The following is a 16,388-nucleotide window of genomic DNA, read 5'->3' as shown; positions in this document are numbered from 1 at the left end:
CCTGCCGCAACGTGAACGTTTCTACTGAGGACATGCGGATCGGAGAACTCGCCGCCACCGTCGGCGTCACGACGCGGACCGTGCGGCACTACCACCACCTCGGGCTGCTGCCCGAACCCGAGCGGCGCCCCAACGGCTACCGCGACTACGGACTGCGGCACGCCGTCGTCCTCGCCCGGATCCGCCGGCTGACCGAGCTGGGACTCGGCCTGCCCGAGGTCCGGGACGTCCTCGCCGACGACGCCGGCCGCGATCTCACCGAGGTCCTCACGGAACTCGACGACGACCTGGCACGGCAGGAGGCGGCGATCCGGACGAGGCGGCTGCGGCTGCGCGCCCTGCTCGACGCCGACGACATGCCCGCCGAGGGACCCGTGTCCCCCGAACTCGCCGCCATTTTCGGCGAGTTGATCCGGCACCCGGAACCGGCGATCGCCGCGAAGGACCGCGAGATGATCGCCTTCCTGGAGACGGTCGCGGCCCCTGAGGACCGGGAACGGCTGCTGTCGGCGCTGCGTGCCACCGCCGACGCGCCGGGCGCGCCGGAGCGGGCGCACGCGGCGTACGCGCTGCTCGACGCGCTCGACGGCGCCGACCCGGCCGACCCCCGCGTCGAGGAGGCCGCCCACGCCCTCGCCGCCTGCCTGCCGGACGAGGCCCTGGCCGGCCTGGGGCTCGCACAGGTCGACCTGGACGGGCCCGGCGCGTACGGCAACGGCGGCTTCCTGAGCGCCTTCCTCGACGACTTCCCGCCCGCGCAGTCCGCGGCGGTCCTGCGCACGATCCGGCTCCTCGCGGACCGCGCGCGTACGGACCCCGCGCCCATGGGGCGTGCGTGATGACGGGCGTGCGGCGGCTCGTCGTCCACGAGGTGCGGCTGCTCGTGAGCATCGCCCGGTGGGTGGCCCGGCGTCCGCACGGCGTCGGGCGGGGGCGGGCCTTCGGGTACGCCCGCGGGCAGGGCGCGATGATGTTCGGCTTCGGGTTCGTGTGCGTCCTGGAGAGCGCCTGCATGGCGGTGCTGCTGCGCGACCATCCCGCCGTGCACCGGGTCGTGTTCACGCTGGACCTCTACACGCTGCTGCTCGTCGTCGGCATGCACGCGGCCTCCGTGACGCGTCCGCACGTCCTCGACGGCACGGCCGCGGTCCTGCGCATCCGCCGGTCCGCCCACGTCGACCTGCGCGTCCCGCTCTCCTCGATCGCCTCCGTACGGCGCGAGCTGGTCACCACGCACACGTGGGACGCGGACCGGCTGGACCTGGCGGTGGCCGCGCAGACCACGGTCACGCTCGAACTGTCGACCCCGGTACGGCACCTCACCTTCCTCGGGCGCCCCAGGGACGTACGGCTGATCCGCTTCCACGCCGATGACTCCGACGTGCTGGTACGCGCCGTCCGCGACCTCACCCCGGAGCGGACCGTACGACCAGGTGGGGCGGGTGCCACCCCGTAGGCTGGCGGGTGCTTCCCGTACGTACCGCAAGCTCCAGGGAGAACCGCCGTGCTCGTGCTGTTGCCGCCGTCCGAAGGAAAGGCTCCCTCCGGGCGGGGCGCGCCGCTGAAGCCGGAGTCGCTGTCGTTGCCGGGGCTCGCCGGGGCACGGCAGGCGGTCCTGGACGAGCTGGTCGAGCTGTGCGCGGCCGACGAGGAGAAGGCGCGCGAGGTGCTGGGCCTGAGTGAGGGCCTGCGCGGCGAGGTCGCCAAGAACACGGAGCTGCGGACCGCGGGGGCGCGGCCCGCCGGGGAGATCTACACCGGCGTCCTGTACGACGCCCTGGACCTGGCCTCGCTCGACACCGCGGGGAAGCGGCGGGCCGCCCGGTCCCTGCTCGTCTTCTCGGGGCTCTGGGGCGCGGTCCGGGTGACGGACCGCATTCCCTCGTACCGCTGCTCGATGGGCGTGAAGCTGCCGGGGCTCGGGGCGCTCGGCTCGCACTGGCGGGCGCCGATGGCCGCCGTGCTGCCCGAGGCGGCCGGGAGCGGGCTCGTGCTGGACCTGCGGTCCTCGGCGTACGCCGCGGCGTGGCGGCCGAGGGGCGGGGTCGCGGGCCGCACGGCGAGCGTACGCGTGCTGCACGCGCCGACCCGGAAGGTGGTCAGCCACTTCAACAAGGCGACCAAGGGGCGGATCGTGCGGAGCCTCATGGAGTCCGGGGCCGTGCCCTCGGGGCCCGCGGAGCTGGTGGTGGCGTTGCGGGACCTCGGGTACGTGGTCGAGGCGGCGGCGCCGGGCGGCGCGGGCAAGGCGTGGATGCTGGACGTGCTCGTGGACGAGGTGCACTGAGCAGTTCGCCCACGATGCCGGACGGTGCGTCGCGTTGCAGTGTGTGCAACAGCCTTTGCATGGAGTGCGTGGGGTGTGCAGGATGAGCGCATGGTCTCGTCCTCGTCCTCGTCATCCTCCTCGCCGCTGCGCTCGTCCGTGCTCGAACTCGCGCCCGTCGTGCCCGTGGTCGTCGTCGAGAACGTCTCCGACGCCGTTCCGCTGGCGCGGGCGCTCGTCGCCGGTGGGCTGCCCGCGATCGAGGTGACCCTGCGGACGCCGGTGGCGCTCGACGCGATCCGGGCGATCGCGGACGAGGTGCCGGACGCGGTGGTCGGGGCCGGCACGGTCATCTCGCCCACCCAGGTGACGGACTGCGTCGCCGCCGGGGCGCGCTTTCTCGTCAGCCCCGGCTGGACGGACGCGCTGCTCGGCGCGATGGAGGCGTCCGGGGTGCCGTTCCTGCCGGGGGTCTCCACGACGTCGGAGGTCGTGGCGTTGCTGGAGCGGGGGGTGAGCGACATGAAGTTCTTCCCGGCCGAGGCCGCGGGCGGCACCGCGTATCTCAAGTCGCTGGCGGGGCCGCTGCCGCAGGCCCGTTTCTGTCCGACGGGGGGCATCGGTCCCGCTGTCGCGCCGGAGTATCTGGCGTTGCCCAATGTGCTGTGTGTGGGCGGGAGTTGGATGCTGCCCGCCGACGCGATCCGGGAACACGACTGGGCACGGGTGGAGCGACTTGCGCGCGAGGCGGCGGGGCTGGCCCCGAAGTCCCCGCAGGGGTCGCAAGGGGCGTAGCCCCGCAAGGGGCGCGGGGAACTGCGCGACCAGCCCCCACCGGCCGGCAGCCGACGACACAGCCCAGCGGTGCAGCCCGGCCGCGCAGCCCAACGCTCAGCGCAGCGCGGACGTGTCGTTCAGGTACCGCACGCTCGCGTTGCCGTCCGCGTAGTACGCCACCTCCGACAGCGAGGCCGCCGACAGCTCCATACGGAACAGGGACTCGGGCGGGGCGCCCAGGGCCAGCCGTACGAGGGTCTTGATCGGCGTGACGTGCGAGACGACCAGCACGGTGCGGCCCGCGTGGGCCGCGAGCAGCGTGTCGCGGGCCGCCGCGACGCGGTGGGCGACCGCGGCGAAGCTCTCGCCGCCGCCGGTCGGTTCGGCGTCGGGGGACGCCAGCCAGGCGTTCATGTCGTCGGGGTGGCGGTCGCGGACCTCGGCGAAGGTCTTGCCTTCCCAGGCCCCGAAGTGCGTCTCGCGCAGGCCCTCTTCGATCTGTACGGCGAGCCCCAGGCGGGTTGCCACGAGGTGGGCGGTTTCGCGGCAGCGGGCGAGGGGGGAGGAGGCGATGGTCTGTACGGTCCCGTGCGCGGCCAGTGCGGTGGCTACGCGCTCGGCCTGGTGCCGGCCCGTGGCCGAGAGGGCGGGGTCGGTGCCGCCGCTGCCGGAGAACCGCTTCTCGGGGGTGAGGGGGGTTTCGCCGTGGCGGAGGAGCAGGAGGGTGGTGGGGGTGGTGAGGTCCGGGGGTTGGGTCGTCATGGTTCGGGCTGCCCGTCGGGTGACCGTCTGTGGGGGTTGAGCGCGCAGTTCCCCGCGCCCCCTTACGGGGCCCCTGCGGGGTCCCTCCGGGGGTGGCGGGCCGCGTCGTCCGTCGGGTGACCGTCGGTGGGGGCTGAGCGCGCCGTTCCCCCCGCGCCCCTTGCGGGGCGGGGGTGGGGGTTGGGGCCGGGGTTAGAGGCCCGAATCTGCGGTGCGGATCAGGATGCGGCGGCAGTTCTCGCAGCGGAGGACCGTGTCGGGGGCCGCCGCCTTCACCTCGTTCACCTCGGTGATGTTGAGCTCCAGCCGGCAGCCCTCGCAGCGGCGCTGGTAGAGGCGGGCCGCGCCGACGCCGCCCTGCTGCTCGCGGAGCTTCTCGTAGAGCTTCAGCAGGTCGGCGGGCACCGAGCCCGCGACGACCTCGCGCTCCTTCGTCAGCGTCGCGCTCTCGCCGTCGAAGGACTCGAACGCCGCGTCCCGGCGGGACGTCGCGTCGTCGATCTTCGACTGGACGGAGGAGACCCGCCCGGTCAGCTCGGCGACCCGCTCCTGCGCGGACTCGCGGCGCTCCATGATCTCCAGGACGACGTCCTCCAGGTCACCCTGCCGCTTGGCGAGCGAGGCGATCTCGCGCTGGAGGTTCTCCAGGTCCTTGGGGGACGTGACGGCGCCCGAGTCCAGGCGCTGCTGGTCGCGCGAGGCACGCTGGCGCACCTGGTCGACGTCCTGCTCCGCCTTGGTCTGCTCGCGGGAGCAGTCGCTCTCCTCGGTCTGCGCGGCGACGAGCAGATCGCGCAGCTGGGTGAGGTCCTTGGTCAGCGACTCGATCTCGGCGTGCTCCGGCAGCGACCGCCGCTTGTGTGCGAGCTGCTGCAGGCGGGCGTCCAGGGACTGGACGTCGAGAAGTCGGATCTGGTCGGCGGGCGCGGCGTTCAGTTGGGGGCTCCAGGTGAAGGGGAGTGGGAGTTCCACGGGTCGGTGACCGTCTTCGAGACGTGGACCCGCAGGCCCCAGCCGTGACGGTCGGAGATCTCGTCGAGCTGGGCTGCGGCCAGCTCGCACCAGGGCCACTCGGTGGCCCAGTGCGCCGCGTCGAGCAGCGCGAGGGGGCTTCGGGCGCGGTCCGCGACGAACTCGGACGCCGGGTGGTGGCGCAGGTCCGCGGTGAGGAAGGCGTCCACGCCCGCGGCGCGTACGTCGTCGAACAGGCTGTCGCCGGAGCCGCCGCTGACCGCCACGGTCCGCACCAGCGCCTCCGGGTCGCCCGCCACGCGGATGCCCTGCGCCGTCGCGGGCAGCCGCTCGGCGGCACGCGCGGCGAACTCGCGGACCGTCAGCGGGTGGTCCAGCTCGCACACCCTGCCCAGGCCGCGGCGGCCCCCGGGGTCGGCGGGGTCCGGCACCAGGGGGCGTACGACCCTGAGGTCCAGCGCGCTGGCGAGGGCGTCGCTCACCCCCGGGTCGGCGCGGTCCGCGTTCGTGTGGGCGACGTGCAGCGCGATGTCGTTCTTGATCAGCGTGTGCACCACACGGCCCTTGACGGTCGAGGCCGCCACCGTCGTCGTACCGCGCAGATAGAGCGGATGGTGGGTGACCAGCAGGTCCGCGCCGAGCTTCACCGCCTCGTCCACGATCTCCTGGACCGGGTCGACGGCGAACAGGACACGGGAGACCTCCTGGTCGGGGTCTCCGCAGACCGTCCCGACCGCGTCCCACGCCTCCGCGCTCCCGGGGGGCCAGAGGGCGTCGAGCGCGGCGATTGCTTCAGACAGACGGGGCACGAACAAAAGGCTACCTGTCTTGTGTCCCCGCCCGACCGGCCGCTCCGATGAGCGCCTGGCGGGAGCGCCCGCCGCCCGCCGGCAGCCGTGATCCGCGGGCCCGACCACGCGCATCTTCCATCCCACTCAGCACACTCGTCCCCGTTCCCTCAGGCGAATCGGAAGCCGACCACTCTTATGTGTGAAGGGGCTGCCTGCGGGTCCCACGCCTGTGCGTGCGAAAACTAGTTTCGTCGCCGGAGGTGACCGAACCATGGCGGCCTGTGCGATCGAGTCCGCGGCGGCGTCCGGGAACGGGAATGGGAACGGCGACGGGAACGGCAACGGCGACGAGTCGGCCACGAGGGCGGGGTGCGTGATCACCGTCGACGGGGCCTACGCGGCCCGACTGGCCCGCAGCGGCGCGTCCTGGTTCCCGGAGCGCTGGACGATGGACGGCCCCGAGCCGTATGCCGTGCCGCTGCCGGGCAACCAGCCGGAGGAGCCCGGCACGGAGGTGCTGCCGATGGCGGACGGGCGGGTGCTCATCCACCGGGTCGCCGACGGGCGGCACGCGTTCTCCCTGCTGTACCCGACGGGCCCCGGGACGGGTCCGGCGGCGGGCCCCGCCACGGGCGAGGTACCGCTCGGCGCGGTGCAGTGCCCCGAGCCGAGCACGCGGCTGCGGCTGCTGCCACCCGCTCCCGGCGGGATGCGCGCGTACGCCCTTGCCGTGGGCCGGAGCTCGACCGCCGTGTGGCTGGTGGCGGGCGGCGCCTTCGGGCCCGAGCATCTCGCGGAGGTACCGGGCCGCTGCTCGGGCGGGGTGTGGCTGGGCGGCGGGGACCGGCTGCTCGCGCTGGACCGGGAGTCGGAGGGCCGGACCAAGGCGGTGGTGGTCGACCTGGAGCGCGGGGGTGAGATGTCGCCGCTGCTGCAGATCTCCGAGGAGAGCAACGACCGGCTGCTGCTCGCGGACGCCGACAGCGGGCTGCTCCTGATCCGCTCGGACGCGCCGTCTCCCGGACGGGAGCGGCTCGGGTGGGGGGTGCTGGGGAGCACGCTCCCGGTCCGGTTCCCGGAGTGCCTCCAGCCGGCCGGCTGCGCGGTCACTCCGTTCGCGATCCAGCCTGGCCTGGTGCTGACACCGGAGAGCTGCGCGGTCGCCCTGCGGATCGACGCCGTCTCGGGCAGCTGGCTCGGGGTGTGGCGTCCGGCGGAACGCCACCTCCACCAACTTCCCGCGCCCGACGGCTGGTTGACCGGCTCCGGCCGGTGGACCAGGGACGGGGTGCTGCAACTGCCGTACGCGACGGAGGCGGTGCCGTGCGGTGTCGCACTGGTGGAGGCACCCACGGGGACGGGGGACGCGGCCCTGACGCCCGGCGCGTGGGCGGAAGCCCCGCAGGGACCGTCGGCCCCGCACGCCCCGGCTCCCCCGGGACTCACGGAACCCCAGGTGACCCGCCCGGTGCCGCTCCAGCAGGCACCGCTGCGCCAGCCCCCGCTTCGGCAGGCTCCACTGACGGGCCGAGTGGTCGCCAGCGCCTTCGCGGGCCGCCGAGCCGCCCAGGCGACGACGGGGAGGGAACGGGCGCCCGGGGAGGGGACGGACGCGACCACCGCCTCCGCGGCCGGGCATCCGGGAGAGGGCTCGGGCGGGGGGCCGGACGCGGGCCCGGGGAGGCACTTGGGCGGGGGCCCGGACGCGGATCTGGGCGGGGGCCCAGGCCGGGGGGCGGGCCGGGGGCCGGACGGGGGTGCGGGCGGGGGCCCGAACCGCGGCCCGAGTGCAGGACCCGGCGGGGGTGCGGGAGGGGGTCCGAACTGGGGCACGGGCGCGGATGCGGGCGGGGGTGCGCTCGGGGATGGGGGCGGGCGCCTGGGCGGAGGGCCCGGCGGGGGCCCAGGGAGACACCCCGGCGCGGATCCGGGCGGGAGCCCGAGCGCGGGTCTGGGCGGAGGTCCAGGCCGGGGGCCGGACGGGGGTGCGGGCGGCGACCCGAACCGAGGCCCGAGCGCGGAACCAGGCGGAGGTGCGGGCGGGGGCCCGAACTGGGGCACTGGCGAGAGTGCCCTCGGGGATCCAGGCGGGCGCCTAGGTAGGGAGCCCGGCGAGGGCCCGGGGAGGCACCCCGGCGAGGATCGGGGCGGGAGCCCCGGCGCGGATCTGGGCGGGGGCCCAGGCGCGGATCGCGGCGGCGGTCCAGGCCAGGGGCCGGACGGGCGTGCGGGCGGGGACCCGAACCGCGGTCCGGGAGCCGATCTGCGCAGGGGTGCGGGCGGGGGCCCGACCTGGGGGCCGGGTGGGGGCGCGGATCCGGGCCGGGGCCCGAGCGCGGATCCGGGCGGAGGTGCGGGTGAGGGTCCGAACTGGGGCACTGGCGCGGGTGCGCTCGGGGATCTGAGCGGGCGCCCGGGCACGGGGCCCGGCGAGAGCTCGGGTAGGTACCCGGGCGGGGGCCTGAGCGCCGCTCTGAGCGGCGGACCAGGCCAGGGCCCGGGCGGGGGTGTCGGTCTCGGTCCCCGCCTCGGTCTCGGAACCGAGCCTGCGTACGGCACCCGACCGTTAGCCGGTACCGGACCAGAGGGCAGCACCCGACCGGTGGCCGGCGCTGGACCGGAGTCCGCCACCCGGCCAAACTTCGACGCCGGGCCAAAGTCCGATGCCGGGCCGGAATTCGGCGCCGGGCCGGACCTCGCCGCCGGGCCGGATCTCGGTGCCCGGCCGGACCTCAGGGCCCAGCCGGACGCCGGCGCCGGGCCGGACCCCCTCGCCGGGCACCGCCCGGTGGGTGGGCGGGGCGGGAGCCGCGGCCCCGTCGCGGTGCCCGAGTCCACCCCGGCGGCGCCGGGCGACATACGCCCGGTGGGGCCCGGCGACGTACGGGCGGTGGGTGTCGGGGATTGTCCTCCCGGTGCCGCCGAGCCGGTCTGGTCGCTGCGTGTGGTGCAGGTCGGTGCCGAAGCGCCGCGTGACTTCCGGACGTTGTGGGACGCCGCCGGAACCGACCCCCTCAAAGTGACCACCGAGTAGCCCCGACCACCCCTCTGGTCGGTCACACCCGACCCGTAGAATCCTCGGCGCTGTACCGAAGGATCTTGTTGACGGGGTGAATGGCAATGAGCGACACGAGCACCATGGAGATGACCGCCACCGAACTGCGGGGGGCGTCGGCGCAGGCCGGCGACGACGGTGGCCACGGCCGGCACCGAGGGCCCGTCTCCGCCCAGGAGGACGGGGCGACCCCCCGTGGACGGCACCGCAGGCCGGCCGAACAGCACGACACCGGAGCCTGATCACGACGCAGGCCGTACCGGACCACAGGACGGCCCCGCCCGACACCCGTCGGGCGGGGCCGTTCCGCTGCTGCGCTACTCGTGGGTCAGGCCCAGTACCTCCGCCGCCGCGAACGTCTCCCCCGGGGGCCGGTCCGCGTAGTGGGGCGTGAGGAGCGCGTCCAGTTCGTCGTAGGTGAAGGCGTCCTGCTTGGTGTCGAACTTCGCCGCCACCCGCGGCCGTTCGACGACCGCGACCATCCCCCCGTGCACGACGAGGAGCTGCCCGTTGACGCGTGCGGCCGCCGGGGACGCCAAGTAGCCGACGAGCGGCGCGACATGCTCGGGGGCGAGCGGGTCGGTCACCCCCTCCCGCGGCTCGGGCGAGCCCGCGAAGACGTCCGCCGTCATACGGGTCCGGGCGCGCGGGCAGATCGCGTTCGCCGTGACGCCGTACTTCGCGAGCGCCAGCGCCGTCGAGGTCGTCAGTCCGACGATCCCGCCCTTCGCGGCGGCGTAGTTGGGCTGGCCGGCGGAGCCCGCGAGGAACGCCTCGGACGAGGTGTTCACGATCCGCCCGTACACCGGCGCGTCGGCCGCCTTGGACCGCGACCGCCAGTGCGCGGACGCGAAGCGGATGGTGTTGAAGTGGCCCTTCAGATGGACCCGGATCACCGAGTCCCACTCGTCCTCGGACATCGAGAAGACCATCCGGTCGCGCAGGATGCCCGCGTTGTTGACGAGGACGTCCAGTCGCCCGAACTCCGCCACCGCCGACTCGACCAGTTCCCGTGCCCGTTCATGGTCGGCCACGTCCCCGGTGTGCGCGACCGCGCGGCCGCCCGCCGCCCTGATGTCGGCGGCGACCTCCTCGGCGGGCGCGGGCGACGCGTCGCCGGAACCGTCCCGGCCGGGTTGCCCGAGGTCGTTGACGACGACGGCGGCACCGAGCCGGGCGAGTTCCAGCGCCTCCGCCCGGCCGAGTCCGCGGCCCGCGCCCGTGACGACCGCCACCCGACCCTCAAGCGGCAGTGCGGCCCGACCCTCACGAGGCACTGCCACCCGTCCCTCGCCTGGCTGTGCGGCCCGTCCCTCGTGTGGCAGTGACATCCGAGTCCCTTCGGCCGAGCTGAAGCTGACACTGACGCTGAAGCTGACGCGTGATGACGTCAGAGCTCGATACAGGTCCGCAGCGCCACACCCGTACGCATCTGGTCGAGCGCCTCGTTGATGTCGCCCAGGGGTACCCGGTGCGTGATCAGGCCCTCCAGGTCGATGCGCCCGGCGCGCCACAGGGCGACGGTCCGTTCGTACGACCGCAGGACGTCCCCGCCGCCGTACATGGACGGCCGGATCCGCTTCTCGTCGAAGAACAGCTCGAACATGTTGAGCTGCAGGAAGTCGTCCATGGCGCCCGCGCCGACGATCACCAGCGTGCCGCCGCGGCGGGTGTGGTCGTACGCCGTGCGGGCGGTGGCGGAGCGGCCGACGACCTCGAAGACGTAGTCGAAGCCCTCGCCCTCGGTCACCGACTGTTTGGCGTCGGGGAGTTCGTCGGGCGAGACGGCCCGGGTGGCGCCGAACCTCAGCGCGGCCTCGCGGCGCGACAGGACGGGATCGACGGCGACGATCTCCGCGGCGCCCTTGAGCCGGGCGCCCTGGATCGCGGAGATGCCGACGCCTCCGCAGCCGATGACGGCGACCGACGAACCGGCGCTCACGTCAGCGGTGTTGAGGGCGGCGCCGAGCCCCGTGGTGACTCCGCAGCCGATGAGGGCGGCGACGTCGAAGGGCACGTCGTCCGGGATCGGCACGGCGCAGCCCGCGTCGACGACGACCTCCTCGGCGAAGGTCCCGGTGCCAGCGAAGCCGAACACCTCGGGGGAACTGCCGCCGGTGCGCCGGAAGTTGGGCGTGCCGGCGTTCATGAAGCCGGCGAGACACAGCTGCGTCTGGCCGCGCTTGCAGGCGGCGCACACCCCGCACGCGGGCAGCCAGCAGACGAGCACCCGGTCGCCGGGCCCGACGTTCGTGACGCCCTCACCGACCTCCACGACCTCGCCGGCGCCCTCGTGTCCCGGGATGAACGGCGCGGGCTGCGGCAGCACCCCGGCCATCGCCGAGAGGTCGGAGTGGCACAGGCCGGTGGCCCGCACCCGGATCCGTACCCGGCCGGGGCCGAAGCCCGCCGCCTCGATGTCGTCGAATATCTCCAGTTTGTCCTGGCCGATCTCCTGCAGTACGGCTGCGCGCATGGTGCGGCTCCCCTCGAAGACCTACGTACGTACGACCCTCAGGTGTGCTCCACGAGGGTGTCGGTGAGGACGGGCGCGTCCTCGCGGCCGGCCGCGCCCACCGTCACCCGGACCCGGCCGGCCTCCTGCCACATGCGGATACGCAGGGTCTCCCCCGGGTACACCACCCCGGCGAAGCGCGTGGCGTAGGAGCGGACCCGGCCGACGTCGCCGCCGAGCACGGTGTCCACGACCGCCTTCAGCGTCATCCCGTACGTGCACAGCCCGTGCAGGATCGGGCGGTCGAAACCGGCGAGCTTGGCGAACTCGGGGTCGGCGTGCAGCGGGTTCAGGTCGCCGGAGAGGCGGTACAGGAGGGCCTGGTCGGCACGGATCGCGCGCTCGACCGTCCGGTCCGGCGGGCCGGCGGGCGGTGCGGGGCGGGCGGAGGGGCCGCGGTCGCCGCCGAAGCCGCCCTCGCCGCGTACGAAGATCTGGGCGTCATTCGTCCACAGCGGGCCCCGCTCGTCGGTGACCTCGGTGCGCACGACGAGGATCGCGGCCTTGCCCTTGTCGTACACGGCGGCGATCCGGGCCGTGGCGACGGCCTCGCCCGCGACCGGGATCGGCCGGTGCAGGGTGACGGTCTGGCCGCCGTGCAGGACGTGGGCGAGGTCGACGTCGACACCCGGCAGGGAGAGACCGCTGATCACACCGGGGGCGCCCGCGCCCGCGACGGTCGCGAAGCTCGGCAGGACGTGCAGCCTGGACTCCAGCGTGTAGCGCAGTTCGTCGGGGTCGGTCGCGGGGATGCCCGCGCCGAGCCCGAGGTGGTAGAGCTGGACGTCCTTGTGCCCCCAGGCGATCCCGGCGGACCGGGGCTCGGCCGCGAGGGCCTGGGCAACGTCGATGGGCATGGGGCTCCTGACTGCCGGGCGGGAAGACCCCGGTGCGGCCGTCCGCACCGTCGGCCGCACCGGGGTCGCCTCTGGGCCGGGGAACCCGCCCGTTCTAGAACGCGTTCCAGTGTCGGCGACCTTCTGTATAGCCGAGCCCCGCGCACATGGGAAGCCTCCTGACGCCATGTCAGATCGCGTCCCGGTTCTCCCCCGTCGCCCGGCGCCGGCCGTGACTTTCGCCCTGCCCGGCGCCAGCCGTGACATTTGTCCTGCCCGAGTCCGTACATGCGCATCTGCCGCACCCCACCCGCCCCTCCGTAGCGTCACACCCATGACGAAGACGGGGACGAGGACGAGGACGCCGGGGACGAATTCGCAGCGGACGAGGACGCCGGGGACGGACGCGTCGGGGGCGGAGGCGGCCGGTGCGCAGCCGGCCGTGTCCGTCGCGGGGGCGGTGAAGGTCTTCGGCACGGTACGGGCCGTGGACGGGATCGACCTGGAGATCGCACGCGGCGAGACGGTCGCGCTGCTCGGCCGCAACGGCGCAGGCAAGTCCACCGCGATCTCCCTCCTGCTGGGCCTGGACGAGCCCGACGAGGGCGTGGTCCGCCTCTTCGGCGCAGCGCCCGCACACGCCGTACGGGCCGGCCGGGTGGGCGCCATGCCGCAGGACGGCCGGCCGGTGCCACGCGTGACGGTGGGCGAGCTGGTCGGTTTCGTGGCCGGCACCTACCCCGCGCCGATGCCCGTCGGGGAGGCGCTGGAACTGGCGGGCATCGCCGAACTGGCCGGACGGCGCGTCGACCGGCTGTCCGGGGGCCAGACGCAGCGGGTGCGGTTCGCGGTCGCCCTCGTCGGGAACCCCTCGCTGATCGTGCTCGACGAGCCGACCGCCGCGCTGGACGTGGAGGCCCGGTACGCGTTCTGGGACTCGATGCGGGGCTACGCGCGCCACGGCCACACGGTCCTCTTCTCCACGCACTACCTGGACGAGGCGGACGCCCATGCCGACCGGATCGTCGTCGTCGACCACGGACGGGTCGTCGCCGACGGCACCGGCGAGCAGCTCAGGCGGGCCGCCGGCGGCAGCCTCGTCGCCTTCGACCTCGCGGGCGCCGGTACCGGGTGGCTGTCCGCGCTCCCCGGGGTGGTCTCCCTGGAGGTGCGCGGGGACCGGGCTCGGCTGCGGAGCGACGACCCGGACGCGACGGTCACCGCACTGGCGGAGCGCGGCGCGATACGGGGTCTGGAGGTCGCCCCGGCCTCCCTGGACGACGCGTTCCTGGCGCTGACCTCCGGGGCCTCCGCGACCTCCGCGACCCCGACGGCGTCCGTCCCCGCTGCGCGGCCCGCTCCCCGGGAGACGGTGTGATGCTCGACTATCTGCGGCTCGAAGTGCGCCGGACCCTGCGCGACCTCGGTTTCATGATCGGCGGTGTCGTGATGCCGGTGGTGATGTACCTGCTCTTCACGAACCTCGGCGAGGAGACCGACGGCGGCTGGAAGACCGCTTCCATGATCGGCATGGCCGCGTACGGGGCGATGGGCTCGGCCCTCAACACCGGTGGCGGCGTCGCCGAGGACCGGTCGATCGGCTGGCTGCGGCAGTTGCGGATCACTCCGATGAGCCCGCGCCAGGTCGTGGCCGGACGGGCGCTGACGGGCGCGGTGACGGTCCTGCCCGCGATCGTGGCGGTGCTCGCGGCGGGCGGCCTGGTCAACGGGGTACGCCTCGACGCGTGGAAGTGGGCGGTGATCGCCCTGTCGCTGTGGCTCGGCTCGATCCCCTTCACGCTGCTCGGCCTGGGCAACGGCTACCGGCTGACCGCGCAGGGCACGGGCGTGGTGAACATGGTGTGCAACCTGACGCTCGCGGTGGTCGGCGGGCTGTGGTTCCCGCTCAGCCTCTTCCCCGCCTGGCTGCGGTCGCTGTCCTCCTACACACCCACGAACCGTTTCGCGCAGCTCGGGACGGCCGTCGCCGACGGGCGGGCGCCCGCCCTCGGAGCGGTGCTGGTGCTGACCGGCTGGCTGCTGGCCTTCGGCTCGTACGCTGTCATGTCGTACCGCAGGACCGCGCGAACCGCCTGAACGGGAACGGGAACGAGAACGGGAACGGGAAGGGGGCCCGGGCACATGTCCTGGTTGCGGAGGGTCAGCTGTCAGATGTCGGCGTGGCAGGAGAACCGGGTCCAGTGGAAGGCCGACCGGGACGCGTTCGACGCCGACCGGCAGGAGGTGCTCGCGACAGGGAAGCTGCCGGAGGAGCTGGGCCCGCCGCCGAGCGGCTTCGCGCTCCTGCCCTGGCTGCTGATGGGGATGGGCGCCTTCTCCAACCTCTTCCAGGGCGACACCCCGAACCCGTGGATCGGCGGCATCGGCCTCCTCCTCTTCAACTCCCTCTACATCCACGTGGTGTTCCGCGCCTTCACGAAGGAGGCGCGCGAGGCCCGTTCCACCCGGGGCGCACTGATCGCACTGGGCGCGGTGACCTGCCTCCTCGGCGGCCTGTACGGGGGCAGCTGGCTGCTCTTCTTCCCGCTGCTCGGGCTGGCCGCCGGGGCGGTCGTCCGGGGGCGGTGGCTGGGCAGGACCGGTATCGGGCTGAGCGCGCTCGCGGGTGTCGTGGCCGGGCTGCGGGACGGCTGGGGCGCGGTGAACGTCGCGTACGGCACGTTCCTGTCCACCATGGTGACCGCGGCGATCCTGTCCCTGTCGGAGGCCGTACGTGAACTGCGGGCGGCGCGGGAGGAGTTGGCGCACCGGGCTGTCGAGAAGGAGCGCCTGCGGTTCTCCCGCGACCTGCACGACCTGCTCGGGCACACGCTCTCCGTCATCGTCGTGAAGTCGGAGGCGGCCCGGCGGATCGCCCACCGGGACCTGGACGCGGCGCTCGTCCAGGTGTCCGACATCGAGTCCGTCGGCCGGCAGGCGCTGACGGAGATCCGGGAGGCGGTCACCGGGTACCGCGAGGGCAGTCTGGCCGCGGACCTGGACCGGGCGCGGTCGGCGCTGCTGGCGGCCGGGATCGAGCCGGTCGTACGGCAGTCGGGGCCGCCGTTGTCCGCGCGGGCGGAGGCGTTGCTGGGGTGGGTGGTGCGGGAGGCCGTCACCAACGCGGTACGCCACAGTGGGGCGGGGCGGTGTGAGATCTCCGTCGACGGGGCGTCGGCGGAGCGGGTCCGTGTCTGTGTCTCGGACGACGGAACCGGGGGGTCGGGGGGACCGGTCTGAAGGGGTTGACCGAGCGGGTCGCGGCGGCCGGGGGGTTGTTGGAGGCGGGGCCGGGGGTGCGGGGTGGGTTTGTGGTGACGGCGGAGTTGCCTGTCGAGGCGGGACCCTCCGGGGGGCGGGCGTACGAGTACGGGGGTGGCGCCGTCGTGGCTGGTCGCGCAGTTCCCCGCGCCCCTAAAAGCCAAAGACCGCCCCGTTCCCCGTGGCCCTGAGAGACAGAGAGTGCGCCGTTCCCCGCGCCCCTGAAAGGCAAAAGACTGCGCCGTTCCCCGCGCCCCTGAGAGACGAAAGACTGCGCCGTTCCCCGCGCCCTTGAAAGACGAAAGACTGCGCCGTTCCCCGTGGCCCTGAAAGACGCAAGACTGCGCCGTTCCCCGCGCCCCTTACGGCGCGAGGCCGTGCGCCTCCCCGCAGGCCCAGGTGTTTGGTGGTTTGCGGCCTACGCTTGGGGGGTGAACGAGATGCCTCGGGACTATCGGGCCACCACGTCCATTCGTGTTCTTCTCGCCGAGGACCAGGGGATGATGCGGGGCGCGCTCGCGCTCCTTCTCGGGCTGGAGGCGGACATCGAGGTGGTGGCGCAGGTCGGGACGGGGGACGCCATCGTGGGCGCGGCCCTGGAGTCACGGCCGGATGTCGCGCTGCTGGACATCGAACTGCCCGGTATCAGCGGGCTGGACGCCGCCGCGCTGCTGCGGGAGGAGACGCCCGACTGCCGGGTGCTGATCCTCACCACCTTCGGCCGCCCCGGCTATCTGCGGCGGGCCATGGAGGCGGGCGCCGCGGGGTTCCTGGTGAAGGACGGACCCGTGGAGGAGCTGGCTCAGGCGATCCGCCGGGTGCTGACCGGGGAGACCGTCATCGACCCGGCGCTCGCGGCGGCCGCCCTTGGGGCCGGCCCCAACCCGCTCACCGCCCGTGAGTGCGATGTGCTGAAGGCTTCGGCGGACGGTGCGACCGTCGCCGACATCGCCTCCAAGCTGCACCTCTCCGAGTCGACCGTCCGGAACTACCTCTCCTCCGCGATCGGCAAGACCTCCACCAGAAACCGCACGGAAGCCATGAGAGAGGCCCGCCACCAGGGCTGGCTCTGACCCCCACGGCTCTGTCCTTCAGGGGCGCGGGGAACGGCGCAGTCTTTTGTCTTTGTCTTTCAGGGGCGCGGGGAACTGCG

General features: G+C 74.1%; 13 protein-coding genes and 3 pseudogenes. 10 read left to right on the top strand and 6 right to left on the bottom strand.

Annotated features, from left to right (window positions below):
* Nucleotides 1–32 precede the first annotated feature (32 nt).
* From ACFYXC_RS03345 to eda, 4 genes are all read left to right on the top strand, one after another.
* Nucleotides 33–839, top strand: a complete 807-nt coding sequence (locus ACFYXC_RS03345) for a MerR family transcriptional regulator (RefSeq protein WP_389546292.1) — start codon at nt 33–35, stop codon at nt 837–839.
* The gene (locus ACFYXC_RS03340) at nt 839–1,456 is read left to right on the top strand and encodes a hypothetical protein (RefSeq protein WP_389546289.1); all 618 of its coding nucleotides are present in this window, start codon (nt 839–841) and stop codon (nt 1,454–1,456) included. Before ACFYXC_RS03345 ends, ACFYXC_RS03340 begins: the two co-directional genes overlap by 1 nt.
* Before the next feature lie 48 nt (nt 1,457–1,504).
* Nucleotides 1,505–2,287 (top strand): peroxide stress protein YaaA, encoded by a 783-nt coding sequence (gene yaaA, locus ACFYXC_RS03335; protein WP_389546287.1) that lies wholly within the window; start codon nt 1,505–1,507, stop codon nt 2,285–2,287.
* A gap of 90 nt (nt 2,288–2,377) precedes the next feature.
* Nucleotides 2,378–3,061 carry a bifunctional 4-hydroxy-2-oxoglutarate aldolase/2-dehydro-3-deoxy-phosphogluconate aldolase gene (gene eda, locus ACFYXC_RS03330; protein ID WP_389546764.1) on the top strand — a complete coding sequence of 228 codons (684 nt, stop codon included), beginning with the start codon at nt 2,378–2,380 and terminating at the stop codon, nt 3,059–3,061.
* A gap of 96 nt (nt 3,062–3,157) precedes the next feature.
* On the opposite strand, the pseudogene ACFYXC_RS03325 reads toward eda, so the two are convergent.
* The 3 genes and pseudogenes from ACFYXC_RS03325 to ACFYXC_RS03315 all read right to left on the bottom strand — a co-directional run.
* Nucleotides 3,158–3,793: pseudogene (locus tag ACFYXC_RS03325) on the bottom strand (histidine phosphatase family protein); the annotation flags it as partial.
* A gap of 204 nt (nt 3,794–3,997) precedes the next feature.
* A complete protein-coding gene (locus ACFYXC_RS03320) occupies nt 3,998–4,741 on the bottom strand; it encodes a zinc ribbon domain-containing protein (protein ID WP_388924682.1) in 744 nt (247 codons plus the stop codon).
* Entirely contained in the window at nt 4,738–5,586 is an 849-nt protein-coding gene (locus ACFYXC_RS03315; protein ID WP_389546284.1) for a Nif3-like dinuclear metal center hexameric protein, read from the bottom strand. The genes ACFYXC_RS03320 and ACFYXC_RS03315 overlap by 4 nt, the downstream gene beginning before the upstream one ends.
* Before the next feature lie 253 nt (nt 5,587–5,839).
* Between ACFYXC_RS03315 and ACFYXC_RS03310 the strand changes: the two are divergent.
* A pseudogene (locus tag ACFYXC_RS03310) lies at nt 5,840–7,060 on the top strand (hypothetical protein); the annotation flags it as partial.
* A gap of 1,628 nt (nt 7,061–8,688) precedes the next feature.
* On the top strand, nt 8,689–8,865 hold the full coding sequence (locus ACFYXC_RS03305) for a hypothetical protein (protein WP_388924531.1): 177 nt from the start codon (nt 8,689–8,691) through the stop codon (nt 8,863–8,865).
* A gap of 75 nt (nt 8,866–8,940) precedes the next feature.
* On the opposite strand, the gene ACFYXC_RS03300 is transcribed toward ACFYXC_RS03305, so the two are convergent.
* From ACFYXC_RS03300 to ACFYXC_RS03290, 3 genes are all read right to left on the bottom strand, one after another.
* Nucleotides 8,941–9,900, bottom strand: a complete 960-nt coding sequence (locus ACFYXC_RS03300; protein WP_389546281.1) for a 3-oxoacyl-ACP reductase — start codon at nt 9,898–9,900, stop codon at nt 8,941–8,943.
* A gap of 113 nt (nt 9,901–10,013) precedes the next feature.
* Entirely contained in the window at nt 10,014–11,099 is a 1,086-nt protein-coding gene (locus ACFYXC_RS03295) for a Zn-dependent alcohol dehydrogenase (RefSeq protein WP_389546278.1), read from the bottom strand.
* A gap of 38 nt (nt 11,100–11,137) precedes the next feature.
* Nucleotides 11,138–11,995: a MaoC/PaaZ C-terminal domain-containing protein gene (locus ACFYXC_RS03290; RefSeq protein WP_389546275.1), complete on the bottom strand. Its 858-nt coding sequence runs from the start codon at nt 11,993–11,995 to the stop codon at nt 11,138–11,140.
* A 421-nt stretch (nt 11,996–12,416) separates the two neighbouring features.
* Here ACFYXC_RS03290 and ACFYXC_RS03285 point away from each other — a divergent pair, with 421 nt between their 5' ends.
* The 4 genes and pseudogenes from ACFYXC_RS03285 (at nt 12,417) to ACFYXC_RS03270 (ending at nt 16,308) form a co-directional block, all read left to right on the top strand.
* Nucleotides 12,417–13,352, top strand: a complete 936-nt coding sequence (locus tag ACFYXC_RS03285; RefSeq protein ID WP_389546761.1) for an ABC transporter ATP-binding protein — start codon at nt 12,417–12,419, stop codon at nt 13,350–13,352.
* Complete coding sequence (locus ACFYXC_RS03280; protein WP_389546273.1) at nt 13,352–14,071, top strand: ABC transporter permease; 720 nt, start codon at nt 13,352–13,354, stop codon at nt 14,069–14,071. The genes ACFYXC_RS03285 and ACFYXC_RS03280 overlap by 1 nt, the downstream gene beginning before the upstream one ends.
* Nucleotides 14,072–14,116: 45 nt before the next feature.
* Nucleotides 14,117–15,426 (top strand): annotated as a pseudogene (locus ACFYXC_RS03275) (sensor histidine kinase).
* Nucleotides 15,427–15,675: 249 nt separating this feature from the next.
* Nucleotides 15,676–16,308 carry a response regulator gene (locus ACFYXC_RS03270; protein WP_389546758.1) on the top strand — a complete coding sequence of 211 codons (633 nt, stop codon included), beginning with the start codon at nt 15,676–15,678 and terminating at the stop codon, nt 16,306–16,308.
* The last annotated feature ends 80 nt before the right edge of the window (nt 16,309–16,388 follow it).

This window comes from Streptomyces sp. NPDC002701, assembly GCF_042889045.1.
Taxonomy (GTDB): Bacteria; Actinomycetota; Actinomycetes; order Streptomycetales; family Streptomycetaceae; genus Streptomyces.
The sequence above is the reverse complement of the archived record's forward strand: the minus strand, read 5'-3'. Positions and strand labels throughout refer to the sequence as shown.

Bases quoted from the DNA above. Each gene is read 5' to 3' on its own strand.
- ACFYXC_RS03340 (WP_389546289.1), top strand. From the start codon at position 839: ATGACGGGCGTGCGGCGGCTCGTCGTCCACGAGGTGCGGCTGCTCGTG.
- ACFYXC_RS03305 (WP_388924531.1), top strand. From the start codon at position 8,689: ATGAGCGACACGAGCACCATGGAGATGACCGCCACCGAACTGCGGGGG.
- ACFYXC_RS03345 (WP_389546292.1), top strand. From the start codon at position 33: ATGCGGATCGGAGAACTCGCCGCCACCGTCGGCGTCACGACGCGGACC.
- ACFYXC_RS03270 (WP_389546758.1), top strand. From the start codon at position 15,676: ATGCCTCGGGACTATCGGGCCACCACGTCCATTCGTGTTCTTCTCGCC.
- ACFYXC_RS03295 (WP_389546278.1), bottom strand. From the start codon at position 11,099: ATGCGCGCAGCCGTACTGCAGGAGATCGGCCAGGACAAACTGGAGATA.
- ACFYXC_RS03290 (WP_389546275.1), bottom strand. From the start codon at position 11,995: ATGCCCATCGACGTTGCCCAGGCCCTCGCGGCCGAGCCCCGGTCCGCC.
- ACFYXC_RS03280 (WP_389546273.1), top strand. From the start codon at position 13,352: ATGCTCGACTATCTGCGGCTCGAAGTGCGCCGGACCCTGCGCGACCTC.
- eda (WP_389546764.1), top strand. From the start codon at position 2,378: ATGGTCTCGTCCTCGTCCTCGTCATCCTCCTCGCCGCTGCGCTCGTCC.